Annotated in this window: 15 protein-coding genes and 1 pseudogene; 7 read left to right on the top strand and 9 right to left on the bottom strand. The window is 57.9% G+C overall.

Going from position 1 to position 15,309, the window contains the following annotated elements; translation table 11 throughout:
* The 8 genes and pseudogenes from D0550_RS37205 to D0550_RS35635 all read right to left on the bottom strand — a co-directional run.
* A pseudogene (locus tag D0550_RS37205) lies at positions 1 to 113 on the bottom strand (IS110 family transposase); the annotation flags it as partial.
* Between the two features lie 537 nt (positions 114 to 650).
* On the bottom strand, positions 651 to 1,082 hold the full coding sequence (locus tag D0550_RS34720) for a hypothetical protein (RefSeq protein WP_153067340.1): 432 nt from the start codon (positions 1,080 to 1,082) through the stop codon (positions 651 to 653).
* Positions 1,079 to 5,245, bottom strand: coding sequence for an RHS repeat-associated core domain-containing protein (locus tag D0550_RS25360; protein WP_116811997.1), 4,167 nt, complete (start codon positions 5,243 to 5,245; stop codon positions 1,079 to 1,081). The genes D0550_RS34720 and D0550_RS25360 overlap by 4 nt, the downstream gene beginning before the upstream one ends.
* Positions 5,246 to 5,305: 60 nt before the next feature.
* Positions 5,306 to 5,836, bottom strand: a complete 531-nt coding sequence (locus D0550_RS25355) for an Ig-like domain-containing protein (RefSeq protein ID WP_116811996.1) — start codon at positions 5,834 to 5,836, stop codon at positions 5,306 to 5,308.
* A gap of 780 nt (positions 5,837 to 6,616) precedes the next feature.
* Positions 6,617 to 6,862, bottom strand: a complete 246-nt coding sequence (locus tag D0550_RS25345; protein ID WP_116811994.1) for a hypothetical protein — start codon at positions 6,860 to 6,862, stop codon at positions 6,617 to 6,619.
* Between the two features lie 485 nt (positions 6,863 to 7,347).
* Positions 7,348 to 7,668 (bottom strand): hypothetical protein, encoded by a 321-nt coding sequence (locus D0550_RS25340; RefSeq protein ID WP_116811993.1) that lies wholly within the window; start codon positions 7,666 to 7,668, stop codon positions 7,348 to 7,350.
* Positions 7,669 to 7,848: 180 nt separating this feature from the next.
* Positions 7,849 to 8,079, bottom strand: coding sequence for a hypothetical protein (locus tag D0550_RS25335; RefSeq protein ID WP_206606531.1), 231 nt, complete (start codon positions 8,077 to 8,079; stop codon positions 7,849 to 7,851).
* Positions 8,080 to 8,302: 223 nt separating this feature from the next.
* A complete protein-coding gene (locus D0550_RS35635) occupies positions 8,303 to 8,662 on the bottom strand; it encodes a hypothetical protein (RefSeq protein ID WP_116811991.1) in 360 nt (119 codons plus the stop codon).
* 333 nt (positions 8,663 to 8,995) lie between these two features.
* Between D0550_RS35635 and D0550_RS25325 the strand changes: the two genes are divergently transcribed.
* The 7 genes from D0550_RS25325 (at position 8,996) to D0550_RS25295 (ending at position 14,184) form a co-directional block, all read left to right on the top strand.
* Complete coding sequence (locus D0550_RS25325; protein WP_116811990.1) at positions 8,996 to 9,580, top strand: YolA family protein; 585 nt, start codon at positions 8,996 to 8,998, stop codon at positions 9,578 to 9,580.
* A 436-nt stretch (positions 9,581 to 10,016) separates the two neighbouring features.
* Positions 10,017 to 10,361 (top strand): hypothetical protein, encoded by a 345-nt coding sequence (locus D0550_RS25320; protein WP_116811989.1) that lies wholly within the window; start codon positions 10,017 to 10,019, stop codon positions 10,359 to 10,361.
* 31 nt (positions 10,362 to 10,392) lie between these two features.
* A complete protein-coding gene (locus tag D0550_RS25315) occupies positions 10,393 to 10,626 on the top strand; it encodes a hypothetical protein (RefSeq protein ID WP_116811988.1) in 234 nt (77 codons plus the stop codon).
* 9 nt (positions 10,627 to 10,635) lie between these two features.
* The gene (locus D0550_RS25310) at positions 10,636 to 12,126 is read left to right on the top strand and encodes an FG-GAP repeat protein (RefSeq protein WP_116811987.1); all 1,491 of its coding nucleotides are present in this window, start codon (positions 10,636 to 10,638) and stop codon (positions 12,124 to 12,126) included.
* 24 nt (positions 12,127 to 12,150) lie between these two features.
* Positions 12,151 to 12,585 carry a hypothetical protein gene (locus D0550_RS25305; RefSeq protein WP_116811986.1) on the top strand — a complete coding sequence of 145 codons (435 nt, stop codon included), beginning with the start codon at positions 12,151 to 12,153 and terminating at the stop codon, positions 12,583 to 12,585.
* Positions 12,586 to 12,611: 26 nt separating this feature from the next.
* Positions 12,612 to 12,950: a hypothetical protein gene (locus D0550_RS25300; RefSeq protein ID WP_116811985.1), complete on the top strand. Its 339-nt coding sequence runs from the start codon at positions 12,612 to 12,614 to the stop codon at positions 12,948 to 12,950.
* Positions 12,951 to 13,131: 181 nt separating this feature from the next.
* The gene (locus D0550_RS25295) at positions 13,132 to 14,184 is read left to right on the top strand and encodes a class I SAM-dependent methyltransferase (protein WP_116812001.1); all 1,053 of its coding nucleotides are present in this window, start codon (positions 13,132 to 13,134) and stop codon (positions 14,182 to 14,184) included.
* A 78-nt stretch (positions 14,185 to 14,262) separates the two neighbouring features.
* On the opposite strand, the gene D0550_RS25290 is transcribed toward D0550_RS25295, so the two are convergent.
* Positions 14,263 to 14,901, bottom strand: a complete 639-nt coding sequence (locus tag D0550_RS25290) for a hypothetical protein (protein ID WP_153067339.1) — start codon at positions 14,899 to 14,901, stop codon at positions 14,263 to 14,265.
* Positions 14,902 to 15,309: the final 408 nt, after the last annotated feature.

Raw genomic sequence — 15,309 nt, 5'->3', positions numbered from 1 at the left:
GAAAACCGAGCTCGTGTCAGACGCTGCGTGCCACAGGGCTTCCAATCCGCATCGGCAAACGCCAGCTGGAACACGTTCTTTGCGAGATCCACAGCACAGGTTGTAGCATGCATGGCGGACTCCTCTTGGCGTACTGACCCTCAACATCAGTTGGCACAATGATGCCGAAGACCAGGGGGAGTCCATCCCATCATTTCTTCGCCACGCCTCATCGGACAGAGCATTCGTCGGTGAGTTCGTCGGTGGCGACAACGCCCGCCAGATAGCCGCACCTGTCGGCGCAAGCAACATAGCAGCCAGTGTACCGAACAGGATTCCTTGCACATGCTCGTTCATCAGGTCGTCACCGGTTGTACTCCAACATTAGCAGCCCTGTCGGTCATCCCTCCTGGAACATCCCCTTGACCGCTTACTATTCTCATCGTAGCCGTACTGCTCGTAGTCAGAGATGTTCTGCTGCTGCGCGCCGAGCGCCGGCTTCGGGAAACTCAATCGACTGAGTCGATCGAAACCGTCATAGGTATAAGCCGTGCGGTTGCGATCCTTCGTGGCGCTGGAGCCCGGGACGGACCAGCCGCACTCTGTGACCTACACGATCCGCGCGTCGGAGCTTACGACCGTACGTAGCTGCTGAGTTTGCGGTTTCCAATCTACCGAACCTGACAATCCTCAATTTTGTCGGCACGCTTTAGAAGAACTTCCACAACATGCATTTGTGGCGATGATTCAACAACCATTACCATCTGATTCCTGAACTTATAGATTTGCGCATCGGCGTAGCAGACTACGAGTTGGCCTGCACTGTTCCACGACAAGTGAAATCCATCTGTCTTATCGGCTTCCAGCATCAACTGCTTGTCAGTGCCGATCTTTAAGCTTTCCATCCAGACTTGGTACGGCTGAGAAATTGTAGCTCCCAGCCCTCCGGCCAATTCCGGAACGAAGACAAATGCACGAGCAAAACCATCCGGCGCAGCCACGCTAGCTATCTCAGTACCTTTCGATGGTTCGCTGGGTCCGTTAGCGCAACCCGTGAGAAGGCTTAAAAGAGCCAGCCCAATAAGCTCTATAGATCTCTTCATGACCTCTTACAACCATTCTTAACATACTGGTAGCCGCGCTGAATTTGCCGGGCATCCTTTCTATCATCGCCATACGGCCACTTGACCACAGGTGTACCGGAGCCTGCATCCGCCGCTCCCCGCCGCTGTTGATAAATGCCAGCGCCGTTTTGAGCAATGTAGTAAGGCATTCCCATGGCGGCAGTCACTGCACCAAAATTGAAATTGCCAAAATCTTCATACTGCCCACCTTGACCTTGACGCTTATAGTCCCAGACGCCGTGGTTTTGTACATTCTCGTAGAGTGCAAGGTCAGCAAACGGATTGACCCACGAGAAGTCTTTCGCAATGTCGATATTGTCATCAACATTGACTCCAGGGGGAGCTGTGGGTGCCGTTGGACATGGGATCTCAGAGATCTTCGATTCCATCTCCCTCTCAAGTTCCGCCACGAACTGATCGACTGCGACCCTAAAGTCCATGAAAAAGTCCGTTGGATCGTAGCTTGTGCAAAAGAGGCCAAGGCCACACCGAGAAGCCTCTGTGGTCACATGTTCTATCACACCCTCATTCATCAGTCCGGTGGGGTCGCGCATGTTGATGACATCACCCCGGACATAGGCGTACAGGTTCATTCCCGCCGCATATCCAATCGGATCCGTCTGCAGGAACCGCCCGAGCGAAGCGGAGTAGAACCGTGCCTTAAAGTAGTAGAGCTTCACTTCGGGCATCCACGTCTGTCCCGTGAACTGGAATCGCCCCACATTGTCAGACGCCGGCATGCCGTGCTCGTCGTAGCGATTGATCCCGAACAGTGCCCCACTGGCGTCGCTGATCGCGATAATCGAACCGCGCTCATCCGCATGCAGCCAGCGCCGGGTCGCTGTCCCATTGCCTTCATACCAAACCAGAGGCTCATCGACCGCTGCTCCATGGACGTAGCGACGCAGGAGTTGATTGCTTGCATTGTACTCGGCGACGAGCCGATCGCCGTCATAGGCAAAGCGAGTAACTCCTGCGCTCGATGACGACTGATAGAGACGCGCCATCGGATCGTAGCTCAGCGACACTCCTCCCGGCGCGCTCGTCAGCAGGTTCTCAGAGCTGTAGCCATACATACCCGAATTTGTGAGGTTGCCACGCGCGTCGTACGTAAGACTCGCGCCACCCACCGTGGTGTACTGATTCAGTGAGTTCACCGCGTAGCTGCGCGTCAGGTTCTGATCCTCCGCCCATGAATACGCATCGTTGCTCGATGTGCGCGTGCTGATCTGGCTAGCGGGCGTATAGCTCATTCCCACCGTCTGATCTGCAGCCGTCCCCGCCAGATTCTGCGTCAATTCGGTCAGCCGGGACGCACCGTCGAAGTCATACCCAGTCGTCGTGCCGTTACCGCGAGTCAGCGTCTTCCGTCGACCGAGATTGTCGTAAGTATACGTCGCCAGCAACCCGATTCCGGACGTGGCTCCGTACTCCCGGACAGCGGTCATTTCTCCCGTGACGAGATAGCCGTATTCGACGTGAAACATATCCGGCCAGGTGAGCTTGGTCCGGCGGCCGGCGTCGTCGTATTCAGAGGTCAGCGTACCTTGCGGCCCCGTCTGCGTGAGCAGACGTCCCAGTGCGTCATAACCGAATGTCAACGTGTGACCGGACTGGGCGACGGAGGTTGTGTGACCAAGATTGTCATAACCGTAGGACACATCCAGTTCCGAGCCCGGTAGATCGCGGGTTTTCAGGCGGCCGAGATCATCGAAGACGAAGCCAATAAACTGCCCATCACGCAGGCGTTTGCTCATGAGCCTCCCGCCTGCATCGTACGTAAATTGCTCGAAGTCCGCGGTTGAACTGGCCGACGGATAGAGCACCTTGTGCAACAGATCGTAGCGGTCGTACTCGTATGTGGTCACGTTGCCGCCCGCATCGGTAACGGTCGACATCAAGCCATTGTCAGTATAAGTCGTGGTTGTTTCATCCCGTGGCGTCGATGAGCCGTAGCCTGTTTGGATCTTCCAGACCCGCCCCATGGCATCGTAGAGTGTCTTCGTGATTCGGTCCGCTCCGAAGGCGCCCGCGGCAGCCAATCCGCACGCTGATACGGGCGGCGTCCCAAACGTGGCGGGGTTCATTCTACGAGCAGTACAGTCGAGCCGACCCGCAGCGTCGTAGCTGAATTGCGTAAGCGCCCACACGGAACCACCAAGGCCGATGGACGCAGAGACCTTCCGGCCTGCTGAGTCGTAGCCGAAAGTCGTCCGTTCGAGCACTGACAAGGCAGACCAGTTCGGCTCACTCAGACCGTCGACCGTGCCACGGTCGATGGTGGTTGGTTTATCGTCGTCATTGTAGCTGTAGCGCATCACGCGGTGCTTCAATGCCCCGCCCGCATCCGGATCGGGCCCCACGACTCCCACCACCCGACGCAAAATGTCATAGCGGGTTGTGATCGTGTCTGCCGTGCCCTCCAGTGGCCCATCCACAGTCAGCCGATTGCCGCGGCTGTCATACGAAAAGGTTGTCGCCGCTGAAAGCGCCCCGTCGCCGGAGCTCTGCGTCACCGACGTCAACAGGAGGTTACTGGGTGTAGATGCAGAACCAGTTTGGTACTCAAAAGTCGTTCTCACTTCGTCCGCTGTACCGACACACGACGCCGTAGTCCGGCACGCAGATATGCGAGTGAGTTTGTAGATCGGCGTCGACGCCTGGACAAGCGTTCCTGCGCTGTTCTTGTACCAGGCATGCAGAGCCGTGTAGTGATAGCGTGTCTGCGGACGCACCGCGCCGCTGTAGGGTGCTGGCGCCGTGACCGTCAGTACACCGCCATGGGCGTCGTCATAGGTGTAGTCAGTGACTTTGCCCCATGCATCCGTCGTCGACGTCGGTTGGTTACAGGTTTTTGGGTTCGAGCAGGTCTCCGGGTAGCTGGCCGTCTCGACGATATCGGGTAACGCACTGCCTGGCTTCGCGACACGGCGCGTTTCGGTGATGTTGCCACGGTCGTCGTACGTGATCTGAATGTAGTTACCTTCGGGATAGGTAATCCGCGTGCGCCGTCCGAACGAGTCGTACTGGTACAAAGTGTAATTGCCAAGCGCATCGCGATCGCTCTCCACCTGCATCTTCGTCAGGTCCGTTATCACCTCCCGGGTGTTGCCCGCAGGATCCGTGACCTTCGCCCAAAAGCTCGTGGTCAAGTTACTCCCGACCTTATAGTCCCAGGTCAAGCCTCGGCGAACGACCGTCAGGCCCCTGACCGTCTCCTCAATCGGCCAGCAGCAGTCGAATTGGGGGGTTACGGTAAGGTCGTCCACCGTCGAAGCCTTGGATTTCACGCTGTATCCCGGGCCAGGCCAGCTCCAACGGGTCTGACGACCCGCAGCATCGCTGGCGGTCACCGAAGTGACCATGAGGGTGCCCCACGGGGTAACCTGCTGCGATTGCGTCTCCGCGATCTGAGCGAACGGCACTCCCGCGGTGGCGGCGCAGGTGTCCGCAGCCGGATCGCAGTACGCCTCGGTCCGGTTGAGAACGTAGATCTTCGTTGGCGATGTGGTGCGAACCGAATCGCCATACTCGAGCTTGAGCTGATAGCCCGCGTTGCTAGTGACCGATTGCACCCTTGAGTGCGTACCGTACGTCGCAGTCCACTTTTTGTTACTGAACTCTGTCAACGTCCCGTCTGGCCTCTCTATGGAAAGGGCACGCAGTCCTCGATAATCTTCGTTGGCCGTCAGGGCAGGAAAGCGAATGACGGTGCCATCTCGCCGTGTATAGATGTAGTTTTGGCTTGGCGTATCGAAGACCAGCGTACTGCCCATGCCATTCCGAGCGGTAACGGTCGTACCGGTCACATCGAAATACTCTGTGGAATTCCCCACGACCACAGTGGAATAGTGAAGGCCTGGAGACGTGTTGAAGTCGGGATGGAGGAAAATGTCCGTGTTGGCACGAGTCCCATTAAACCCGTAACGCGTATACGCCAGGTTCGCATCCGCTGGGCCAATGTCGATATCCGTTTGCGTCATATTGAAGCTGCCCGACATTAGATCAATGCCGTTCTCATCGACGAGCTGACGAATTGGCGGAATCGTCAACTCCTGCGCCGACGCAGCTGTGCATCCCAGCGCGCACAGGATCAAAGCCACATACCCGCAGAGCTGATTTCTGGGGATCACCGCATCCATGACTATCCTCTCTCTAATTCTTCTCGTGCTGTACCGGCAGACCCAACCGAAGGCACTTACCTAGTTGGATAACAAGATCTCGAGCACTGCTGGCAACCAACTGAGGTTCTGCACCTTGATCGTGAACGTGTGTGAAAAAGGTGAATTCACACCGTCGCCGGAATAGCTGGCAGTAATCGTGTGGACGCCGAGGGAGAAACCCTCCAGAAACACTCTGGCTTGCCCATCGGCAACGACGGCGGAGCCGAGGAACACTCCGTTCTCGGTAAACGTCACCACCCCGCTTGGCGACCGCGCCCCAGTGATGCTGACACCAAGATTGACGCCGGCAGTGGTTGTATTGGCGACGGCACCCGTTGGGGAGATGCTGATCGTCTGATTATTGGATGAGCCCGATACCTGAATCTGTGTGCGGTTGTCCGTCGCGTCATAGTCGAACGTGCGCTGAACCGCGTTTGCGGGGCCACCCGACACCTGCACCTTCCTCAGGCGCCCAAAAACGTCGTATGTGTAGGTCGCGGTCTCAGCCGCATGTGCCGAGACAATGAAGCACAGACCGGCAACAAGAACTGCCCAACTTCCTTTCAACATTCTTTTATCCCTCGGCGACTACAGCTTGACGGTTTGGTCGGCATGAGCCGCCTTTGTGCAGCTCAAAGCGACTACGATAGCTGCCATCAATCTCATCGATTTCATCCACCCTCCCCGATCAACAGCACAGCGTGCCGTTGGAGTCGATCGAAACGAGCGCTCGTTACCGGCGCTTTGACTGAGTCATATTCATTGAGGAATACCGCGCACGCGATGACAGCTCGGCACCGACCAACGCCCGATCGGACAGGCGATCAATGCCGAACTCATGGTTTTGAATTGAGCCGAAGGCGCGACGGGAGCGTGGAAGAGAAATCCTATTCCCGGGCGCAGCCGCGTGCGCAGGATCATGTCAACGGGGCCGCCCCGTTCGCCGTCCCTAGTACATTGATTAGTGTTGGTTGCGTCCATGCGTCTTCGCGCGATTTGTTCGTGTGTCGCAACATTGAGTCATCAAGCGTAGATCTGTCAACCGGTCGAGAACCCCAGTAGCGCGGATTCAGGTTTTCCCTGCGCATCACCCAGTGATATCAACTCGTTCAAAAGCGAATGCACGCAATTTCTTCGCCTCGCGGTGCGCGCGTAGATGCGGCGTAGTGCCCAAGTCGATGGCTCGCAGATTCGGCGCCCTGACCCGCGACCGATTCAAGATCAACAGCTGATGTTTCAGCAACAGCGACCCAGAGAGGACAGATCGAGCACCGCCGGGAAGCAGCAGCTCGGCAGCTGTCGCAATGAGATGGATGCGTGTCGGGCGGAACAGTACGGCCACCTCTGGTGCTATTGAAAGCCCAATTCCTTCACGACTCTATTGCTGACCGGGTCGAAGTACACTACGAGCGACTCTCCCCCGCCTGGGGCCGTACTAGCATCGTCGTCCGCATAAAGAACCCAAAATACCAGCGCTGTACCTTCCTTCCGATTGAACGGCACCTCAAAGCGGTTCTTTTCCCAGTGCTTCGACTTGACGATGTACTCCTGGACTGCTGCTGCCGCTCGTTGCGTGACAGGATCACTTCCGGGCATGTCCCGCTCCTGCGATCGCGATTGTGAGCCGCACGCGCCGCGCGTTGGATGACGTGAAAGGATCTGGTCATGGCTGTTCTCAAGCACTTATATAGTTATCGCCACTGTGTGTCTTAACCACGCCTGGTACCTTTGCGTAGTTCTCGGTGAATCTGATGTCATTAGAGTCTGGCTCGTCCCAGTAGCCCTCCGCGGCGGTTTTGGGATGCAGATGGAATCAGCCTTCGACTCTACCCACCAATGGCTTGGAACCGACTATCGACGGCAAGGACTCCCTTGTGCCGGGTGCAACCCTGATGACGTCATTTCCGCCGAGCACCCTCGGCACGATCCACCCACCCTGCTCCACTTTCTGTGATCCCGGTTGTTTACGCAGAACAGGTGGGGATTGTCTCAACCTACTCGCGCGCGAGCGCTGATCCGGCCAATTCGTAGCACGTATACGATTGAAGGCAGCTTTGACAATGCGTCTACCCACATCGGCCTCACGCTGAACCAAAGACCTTATCGTGCCAAAACTTCTCCTGATCTCGAAACCAGGCAGCATTCTGCTCCGTCAACATTTGCCGCAGTTGGCGCATATCCACGTCGTATCTGTAAAACAACGCAATGAGTTCGATAAGGTCGGCATTGGACACGTTGGTCGTGCTTATCTCTATGAAGAGATCCCTGCCGGCACCGTGCACGCCTGATACACATTGAATGGATTTGAGCCACGAGAAAAAGCTGTCCTCGTCACCTTGCGAGAAATACCAGACCGATGTTGCGACGAGAGTAATCATCTCCGGCGACCCCAGGAAGGACATTTACGTAACCGCACATCTTAAGCTGCACATCCCAATGAGGGCTACCGTTCGGGGGTGCTGCCGTGATTCGCCAGCTCTTCGAGCATGTGTCGAAGGGATGGCTCCGCGGCGCCCGGAAGCCAGTCGTTGTCTTTTTCAATAGCCCTGGTTGTAGTCAGTGCTGAAACGCGTTTGGCACGCTCACGGCTCCACCTTGATGCAACGACCATAGATCGCATTTGAACCGATCCAACCGTTGATGAAGCCGCGATTGTTCCCTATCTGAAACCGATGACCCTGGATCGCTTTGATGAGGTGCAGGTACTCGTTGCCGCTGACCTTGCACAGAACAATGTCTCCAACTTCCAGAGCAGCTACGTCCCGGACCGGCTCGACGGTGCAGAGCTGACCGGATTCGATCTTTCCGGTCATTGATCCCCCTCGAGGCCTGAACGACACCGTCTCCCCGGCCCTCAACTTCGCAATGTACGCTGTAGCCCACCCCATGTGTTCTTCTTATCCCTGTTGAATGCCTAACGACGCCATTGTGCCACGAGCACAACCTTGCCCGGAAAAGCGCAGGCGAACGGTGAGCCGAAGCCCACCGCCCGGACCAATCAGCGCAATGCCACCATCGGCATGGGCGACCACCTCATCATGTGGAATTCAGATAAACGCCCCATACCTGTTGCCCGGTTTGATCCCCTGTGCAGGAAACCCCATCGGCAAAGAACCTCACGGTAACCGACCGATCCATCGCCATGGCAGCCATTATGGTGGCCTGAATGCTCTTTACCGTAGCCTGGCTCTGCACCGACGCTGCATCGGACCCGAACGTGGGGACTTTTGCCCAGTTCAGCCCGTTATCGAACCATACGTGCAAAGAGGCGTCCGCAAAGATGCGGGTCACTCGGCCCTGGCAGTGTGTGACCGCATTGGCTGAGACCGAAGCACCCAACAAAAGAGCACCGACAAAGAACGATCGCAAAGATGTGAGCCTGTGAAACGTGCGCATATGAACTCCCTTCCAAGAAATCTTCGAACATTCAACGATCGCGTTGATTTGCTAACGAGCTTGACGAGAATGGGAGTTGCGACGCCATTCCCTGTGTCTCGATGCACGCCGCTGCAAATGACGCGCCCTGCGTGCCCGATGGCAATGCTCGCGTCGTAACGAGACACTGTCAACGGCCTTGGGACTGTGAAGGATGAAATCAGGATTTCCCCGGTCTGCTTGCCCGAGGAGAAGTCAACACCACGGCGTTACCAACGATTGGACACGACTCGTTATCTCATGCCTATACTCAGACCCGCAGCAACCGGCTGCATTTCAGGATGAAATGTCACCATGAGCAAAGGATTCTTCACTCTCGCCGGCGTTCTGCTGGCGAGCTCGACGGTTTCCGTCGTGCAAGCACAGAAACTCGAAGCGTCCGTTCAACCCGTCATCACGACCTTCCCGGTCGAACTCACCCTGGGCGGCCCGTTGGCAAAAGTTCCAGCCGAAGGACTGACTGCAGCAGCCAAAGTAGTGGCGCGAGCGCCGGCGCCGCCGCTCACCCGCGAGCTGGTTTACGCGGTCGGCTCGACCCAGTACGGCGGCTGGGAATACATGACAACGATCGGACAGATGTCCACCGTGGGTGACCATGGCGGCGCGCAGCTTCGCGTGGTCGTGCAGGAAATCGGCTATGGCAACAACCCGCTCGCCTGGATGGCCGGCTCTTTGCTGCCACTATCGGCCAACTACCAGAACGACGCGATCTGCATTTCCGGGAACTACTACGTGTCGCCCTGCCCCGTCGGCGGCATCGTCGTCGGCTGGTATCGTTACTACAATCTCGATGGCTGGCAGGACAACTTGTTCCAGTATCAGAACACCTCGACGAACTCGCCCTACAACACTCTGAGCACCTCGATCAATATCTTGTAACGGCAACGCACGGGCGCCCATAAGAGCGGTCGGTCATACCGGCCGCTTTTCGCGCGCTTCGATTACGCGATCACTTCCACTGAAAAGGACCATTCATCCAAACCCTGAATCAAAATGTATCATCCCGACGGCGCTTGACAGCAATAACTCACAAACTCAAAAATGGTTTTGCTCACTGAGAAGTCACGACGACAACAGGCGAGCAGTTGCGGAGGCTCGGCATTCGTTCGATCACCAAGGATGGTAGGAACTATGGTTTCGCGCCACTTCGCCCGCCGATCTCCTTCCCCGACCGTCATCATTCAAAGCGTCGCAAGCGTAAGCACTGAGCGACCCGCCGCCCTCGAGCACAGAGGGTCATTCGGATTCTTGCGAGTGCCATAGCACCCAGGCACCGCTGTAAACGATCGACTCCCGTCAGAAGCGAGGTCATTCCATGAAACGGACATCCAGAATCGCCGGCCTGACATTGCTGGCCGCCACCTTCGCCACGATGTCGCCGGCGACCGCACAAGGCCCCGGCTGGACTGTGTCTTCAACCGTCGTGCGAATCGTCAACACCGCAAACGGCGGCGTGAACGTGCGACTCTCGCCCGATCTTACGGGCTGCACCTCTCAAAGTGGTTACGGGGCCGTCTACGCCTCGATCTATCCCGACCATCCCGGCCTCAACCGGATGAAGGCAGATCTGCTGGTGGCTTTTACTACGGGCATGCGGATCTCGGTGTACCTCTCAGATGCCACGTGCACGGTCGGTGAACTGACCTTAGATGGTTATTGATGCGCACTTTGGCCTAGCCTGGAGAACTTGAGTGAAACTCGCACTTTTGATCTCTCTGGCCGTCAACGCCGTGCTCGTCGTCATCGTCGGGCGGCAGACTCTGAGCGCCGATGAGCTCTTCGAGTATCAGCTGCGTACTTCGCCTACGGCACAAGCCATGTTCTCGAACGGCCTTCATGACTATGAAAAGACCAGTGGGCCGACCGACTCAGTGGCTGCCCCCGTGCGTGTCAATGCGGTAATGGGCGTCACATACAAGGAATGAGTTGCGACCATGAACAAACGCACATCAGCATGCCTGCTCGTTCTGTGCTGGATCATCGCCCCCTTGAACGCCGAAGCCGCCGGGTTCGATCACAAATACTCCGTCGCCACGGGCGATATCAACGGCGACGGGTTGCAGGACTTGTTTCTGAAGCCCAAACCCGATCAAACGATGATCGCGTTGGATGATCTATTCTTTCCGGTGCCGCTACCGACGGATGTCGCCCCCTTCGTGTTGCAGCGGCAGGCCAACAACACCTTCCAGATCGTCTCCTCGCTCACCGGCGCTCAGCGCAGTGCGCTTTTGCAGTGGCCAGTCGCGGCAAACATCTTTGCCGAGACGGTGGACAGCAATATGGACGGCATTCTTGACGTCCTGATCTCCGGCATTCCCAGCAGTGATCCGCTGATTGTGTATGGCAATCCGCAGCGCTTCGCGCCGCCTCTGGCCCTCACCACGGTGACGGCCTCCGTGCAGCAGTTCTTGAATGATGTTCATAACTGGACCTTTGCCCCGGCCCAGATCCAGCAGGTGGTCGAGACGGGTTGGTATGCGCTTCATCAGCTCGCACTGCTTGGCTTCTTGATCAACGGCTTGCCAATTACAGGCAACATGTTCGATCAGCAGACGGTGCCCGACGTGTGCACCGGCGCTTTGTGCAACTACGACCCCGCGTACGGCTGGATCATTTGGGCAACGGTCCGCTACAACGTGCTGGAGTATCAGACGACGTTCACCAGCCAGGCGGCCAGAACTCTCGCGGATGCATTCGATCCGACGTTGCAGGACACCTCCGTCGTCGCTCAGTCCTCGGCTGCAACGGTGATCGCAAATGTCATCGAGCAAACGCTCGGCGTAGAAATCATGCAAGGCGTGCTTCGCGATGGCGGCACGCGTGAACATGAATCCTCGACCGATCCGGAGCTGCCCAAGGCCCGCGGTTTTGAGATCCTGTCCGAATTGACCGCGCTCGCGGGCGCGCTCACCACCAACTCCTCGCGCTGCCGTCTCTTGACCAGCGGTGAGAAGAGCAATCTTGCTCTCGCCAACGGCATGAATATCCGTAACATTGACCGCGTTCGCATCTGTAATGGCGGCTTCCTTGGCATTCAGGGCTATCTGATGGCACCCAATGGTCACATCTATGTCGGCCGGGCCACGGGCGTTGCCTGGCAGCCGGACTTCTCAGCGGCGACCGTGCCGATTCGATACGATCGGTCCCTCATCGTGCACGAGATGTTTCATGTCTACCAGAATCGCAATCGAGGCTGTCGCGTGACGAACGGCTGCATGCTGGCGCTGCGCATCATCTCGCTGGGGAATTACTGCTACTCGCCGCTGGACCCCAACAAGACGTTCTGGCAGCACAATCTGGAACAGGAGGCGGAGCTCGTGGCCGATCGATACCTGCTGCGCAACGCATTGATGCAGGGTCGAACCTGCAATCATGGAAACACGTTGCAGCAGTTGGAACAATTGGTGCCACCCCAGTTTCCCTGAGCCAGGAGCGCGCCGCTGAACATCGTGAACAAGAGTGCGTGCATCGGGATCGTACTGCTGTGGTCCTTCGCACTGCCGGGCTGCGACAACGTCACTTCGGCCGAGATCGCAGTGGAATCACCGGAGCGAATCGATCCGGCATGCGTCGATGCTGCTGGGCGCCTCTTGGGTACCGCCGAGAGATTCGATCGCCTGCCGGAGCGCCCGGGGGCGACTGAGTTTCAGGTGAAGCGCGGCCCCGCGGTGATGAGCATCCTGGTGGTAGAAGGCCCGCCGCATACCGTGCGAACGGCTTTTGGTTGGATCGGCCGGGAGAGCGATGAAGTAGAGCTCGCATCACTGCAACTCCTGTCGGATGTTCACACTGCCATCGTCCAGTCGTGCGGCATTCAAGCGCCTCCCGCCAAGGTCACGACACGCTGCAAGACTCGTCACTGCAAGAACTGGCCCAAGCAGTAAGGCCCTCTGGATACTTCGAGGACACCATGAAAACACCGATCAAGATGATCTTTCTCAGCCTGGCCTCGGCGCTCTCCTTCCCCGCCTGGTCGAGCACCGCCTATGAGGGCGAGCTCAGAGACATGCATTTCATGAACAGCGGCGCCGTTCTCATATCGACAACCGGCAATCGCACGACCGCACCTGGCTGCTCGACCTATCCGGGCCGCTTCGCGGTCGACTCGACGACGCCCAGCGGCCGCTCGATAACCGCCGGCCTGTTGGCAGCAGAAACGGCAGGTCGCAATGTCGTCATCGTCGGCACCGGACTGTGCGATGTTTATGGAGACAGCGAGACCATTGCCTACTTTTATATCGTAGGCTGAGCCGTCTACGACCCGCCTTCCCCCGCGTCGGAATCACGCACCAGGCCTGGTCGCCGTCATCGATCTACTCGACGGCGACAGGCATGCACTCATCGTCGCCCGCGGGCCTGTGGCCATCGCGCTCCCGGAACAGTATGAAGATCTGACATGTTTCTGGTCGCATCCGTATGGAGGACCCGCCATGTCCATCAATGAAGAACGACTCACTGCCTTCCTTGGAAAATCCATCGGCGATCTCGGGGCCGCGATCAGCGCGGTGCTTGTGCTGATGGGTGATGAGCTCGGGCTGTATAAGCAGCTTGCAAAGTCACCGCTCACATCGGCGCAGCTTGCGCAACGAACCGGAACCAGTGAGCGCTACATACGCGAGTGGCTCGGCAATCAGGCAGCAGGCGGCTATGTCGAATACGACAGCGATACCGATCGCTACTTTCTCAACGACGAACAGGCATTGTGCCTGGCCAATCCCGAGGGGCCCGTCGACCTTCCTGGCGCCTACTCCATCGTGCAGGACCTCTTTCACGTGCAATCGCGCGCACTGGACAACTTCCGCAGCGGCGAGGGGATGGAATGGGGCGAACACCATCCCTGCCTGTTTCATGGCACGGAGCGATTCTTTCGCGCCGGCTACAACGCCAACCTCATCTCTTCCTGGCTGCCGTCGCTGGATGGCGCCGTCGAGAAGCTGCAGCAAGGCGCCCGCATCGCTGATATCGGCTGCGGGCACGGTGCCAGCACCATTCTGATGGCGAAGGCGTATCCGGCCTCGCAGTTCGTGGGGATCGACTATCACGAGCCCTCCGTCGCGATAGCACGCGAGCGCGCCAAGGACGCAGGAGTTTCCAACGCCATGTTCGAAGTTGCCGATGCGACTTCCTACACCGGAACACAATTCGATCTGATCGCATTCTTCGATGCGCTACACGACATGGCCGACCCGGCGGGGACTGCGATGCATGCCCGACGTGCGCTGAAGGATGATGGACACTGCATGATCGTTGAGCCCCTCGCCGGCGATCACGTTGCAGATAATCTCAATCCGGTCGGCAGGGTTTACTACGGTGCCTCCTCGCTCATCTGCGTGCCAGTGTCGCTGGCCAAGAAGGGACCTGCCTTAGGCGCACAGGCGGGCGAACGTAAATTGCGTGAGATCATCGTCGGGCAGGGAGGCTTCTCGACCCTCCGACGGGCAACGCAGACGCCGTTCAACGTGGTTTTGGAAGCCCGTCCGTAGGGAAAGAAGTCCGCCCTGCAAGATCGATCGGAGTGCCGGTGCCCCAGCACGCCGATCGAATCGCAGCAGAGTTTGCGGCTAAGGTGCGCTGTAGGTGATGCTGTTGACGGACGAATAACCGCCGTTACCCGCAATCACGATGCGGGCGATATTGCTGAGCGGGGAAGTGACGGTCACCCTTTGATGGCCATACCCTGGGCCGCCCGACCCGTTCACCTGGAGGTAGGTTACTTGTTTCGTCACTGCCAGCAGGTTGCCCGCCGCATCGTACGCCCAGACCCAGGGAAAGTCGTTGTGATAAGTGGAATCGAACTGGATGAAATCGGTGGCGGTGTCCAAGGAAACTGACAGCAACTGCTGAGCCGGGCTGCTGTTGTAGCAGTACGGATAGTTCTGCCTCACACAGTTGCCCATCGCGCTGTCCCTCGAATACCAGGCCTTGGTAATTGTGCCATTGGCCTGCAGCCAACCGAATGAGGCCGCCCCGAGCGCAGCACAGTCCGGCGTACCTGAGCAACCTGCGGAATACACCGGGCTGGCCTGCATGCCGGCCACGGTGAATGTGAGATGAGAGAGAGTCACGCCGGCGAAAACAGTGCTGACATCGGTGCCTGGGGCATAGGGATCCGCGTCGATGGTGATCAATCCAGCGCTCGCTGCTGAAGTCGTCAGGAGTGCAGCGACTGCGCTCATAGCAATCCAAGATCCGTTGGTCATTGATCGCTCCTTTCCAGTGATAGGCGCGACAGCTGTAGCAACTTCAATGCCAGCGTTGAAAAATCATTACGCGGCAAACAGCTACCTGATCGACAAACATTTCACGGGGAATTTATGTAAACATCCGCGACTGCCCGCGATGGCCAATGCAACCTTCAGTCGACAACGCGCGTCCAAACCCCACGCAGTCCCCCGTGAGGGATCCGGTAAACGAGGCAATTGAATGCGACCATCGAGATCCCCGGCACGGGCGCTGCTGCTCTGTGCCCTCGCCTTTTGCGTCATAGCCAGTACTAGCGTCGCCTCCGATCCAGGAACGGAATCCTCGTTCGAACCTGCATTGCGGGACCTCTGGAGCCGCGGCTCGACGCGGTTTCATCGGCAGTGGCTTGCAACTCGCCCCGTCGA

This window comes from Steroidobacter cummioxidans, from assembly GCF_003104955.1.
This window is presented reverse-complemented; position numbering and strand designations above follow the sequence as displayed.

Bases quoted from the DNA above. Each gene is read 5' to 3' on its own strand.
- D0550_RS34720 (WP_153067340.1), bottom strand. From the start codon at position 1,082: ATGAAGAGATCTATAGAGCTTATTGGGCTGGCTCTTTTAAGCCTTCTC.
- D0550_RS25360 (WP_116811997.1), bottom strand. From the start codon at position 5,245: ATGGATGCGGTGATCCCCAGAAATCAGCTCTGCGGGTATGTGGCTTTG.
- D0550_RS25355 (WP_116811996.1), bottom strand. From the start codon at position 5,836: ATGTTGAAAGGAAGTTGGGCAGTTCTTGTTGCCGGTCTGTGCTTCATT.
- D0550_RS25345 (WP_116811994.1), bottom strand. From the start codon at position 6,862: ATGCCCGGAAGTGATCCTGTCACGCAACGAGCGGCAGCAGCAGTCCAG.
- D0550_RS25340 (WP_116811993.1), bottom strand. From the start codon at position 7,668: ATGTCCTTCCTGGGGTCGCCGGAGATGATTACTCTCGTCGCAACATCG.
- D0550_RS25335 (WP_206606531.1), bottom strand. From the start codon at position 8,079: ATGACCGGAAAGATCGAATCCGGTCAGCTCTGCACCGTCGAGCCGGTC.
- D0550_RS35635 (WP_116811991.1), bottom strand. From the start codon at position 8,662: ATGCGCACGTTTCACAGGCTCACATCTTTGCGATCGTTCTTTGTCGGT.
- D0550_RS25325 (WP_116811990.1), top strand. From the start codon at position 8,996: ATGAGCAAAGGATTCTTCACTCTCGCCGGCGTTCTGCTGGCGAGCTCG.
- D0550_RS25320 (WP_116811989.1), top strand. From the start codon at position 10,017: ATGAAACGGACATCCAGAATCGCCGGCCTGACATTGCTGGCCGCCACC.
- D0550_RS25310 (WP_116811987.1), top strand. From the start codon at position 10,636: ATGAACAAACGCACATCAGCATGCCTGCTCGTTCTGTGCTGGATCATC.
- D0550_RS25300 (WP_116811985.1), top strand. From the start codon at position 12,612: ATGAAAACACCGATCAAGATGATCTTTCTCAGCCTGGCCTCGGCGCTC.
- D0550_RS25295 (WP_116812001.1), top strand. From the start codon at position 13,132: ATGTCCATCAATGAAGAACGACTCACTGCCTTCCTTGGAAAATCCATC.
- D0550_RS25290 (WP_153067339.1), bottom strand. From the start codon at position 14,901: ATGACCAACGGATCTTGGATTGCTATGAGCGCAGTCGCTGCACTCCTG.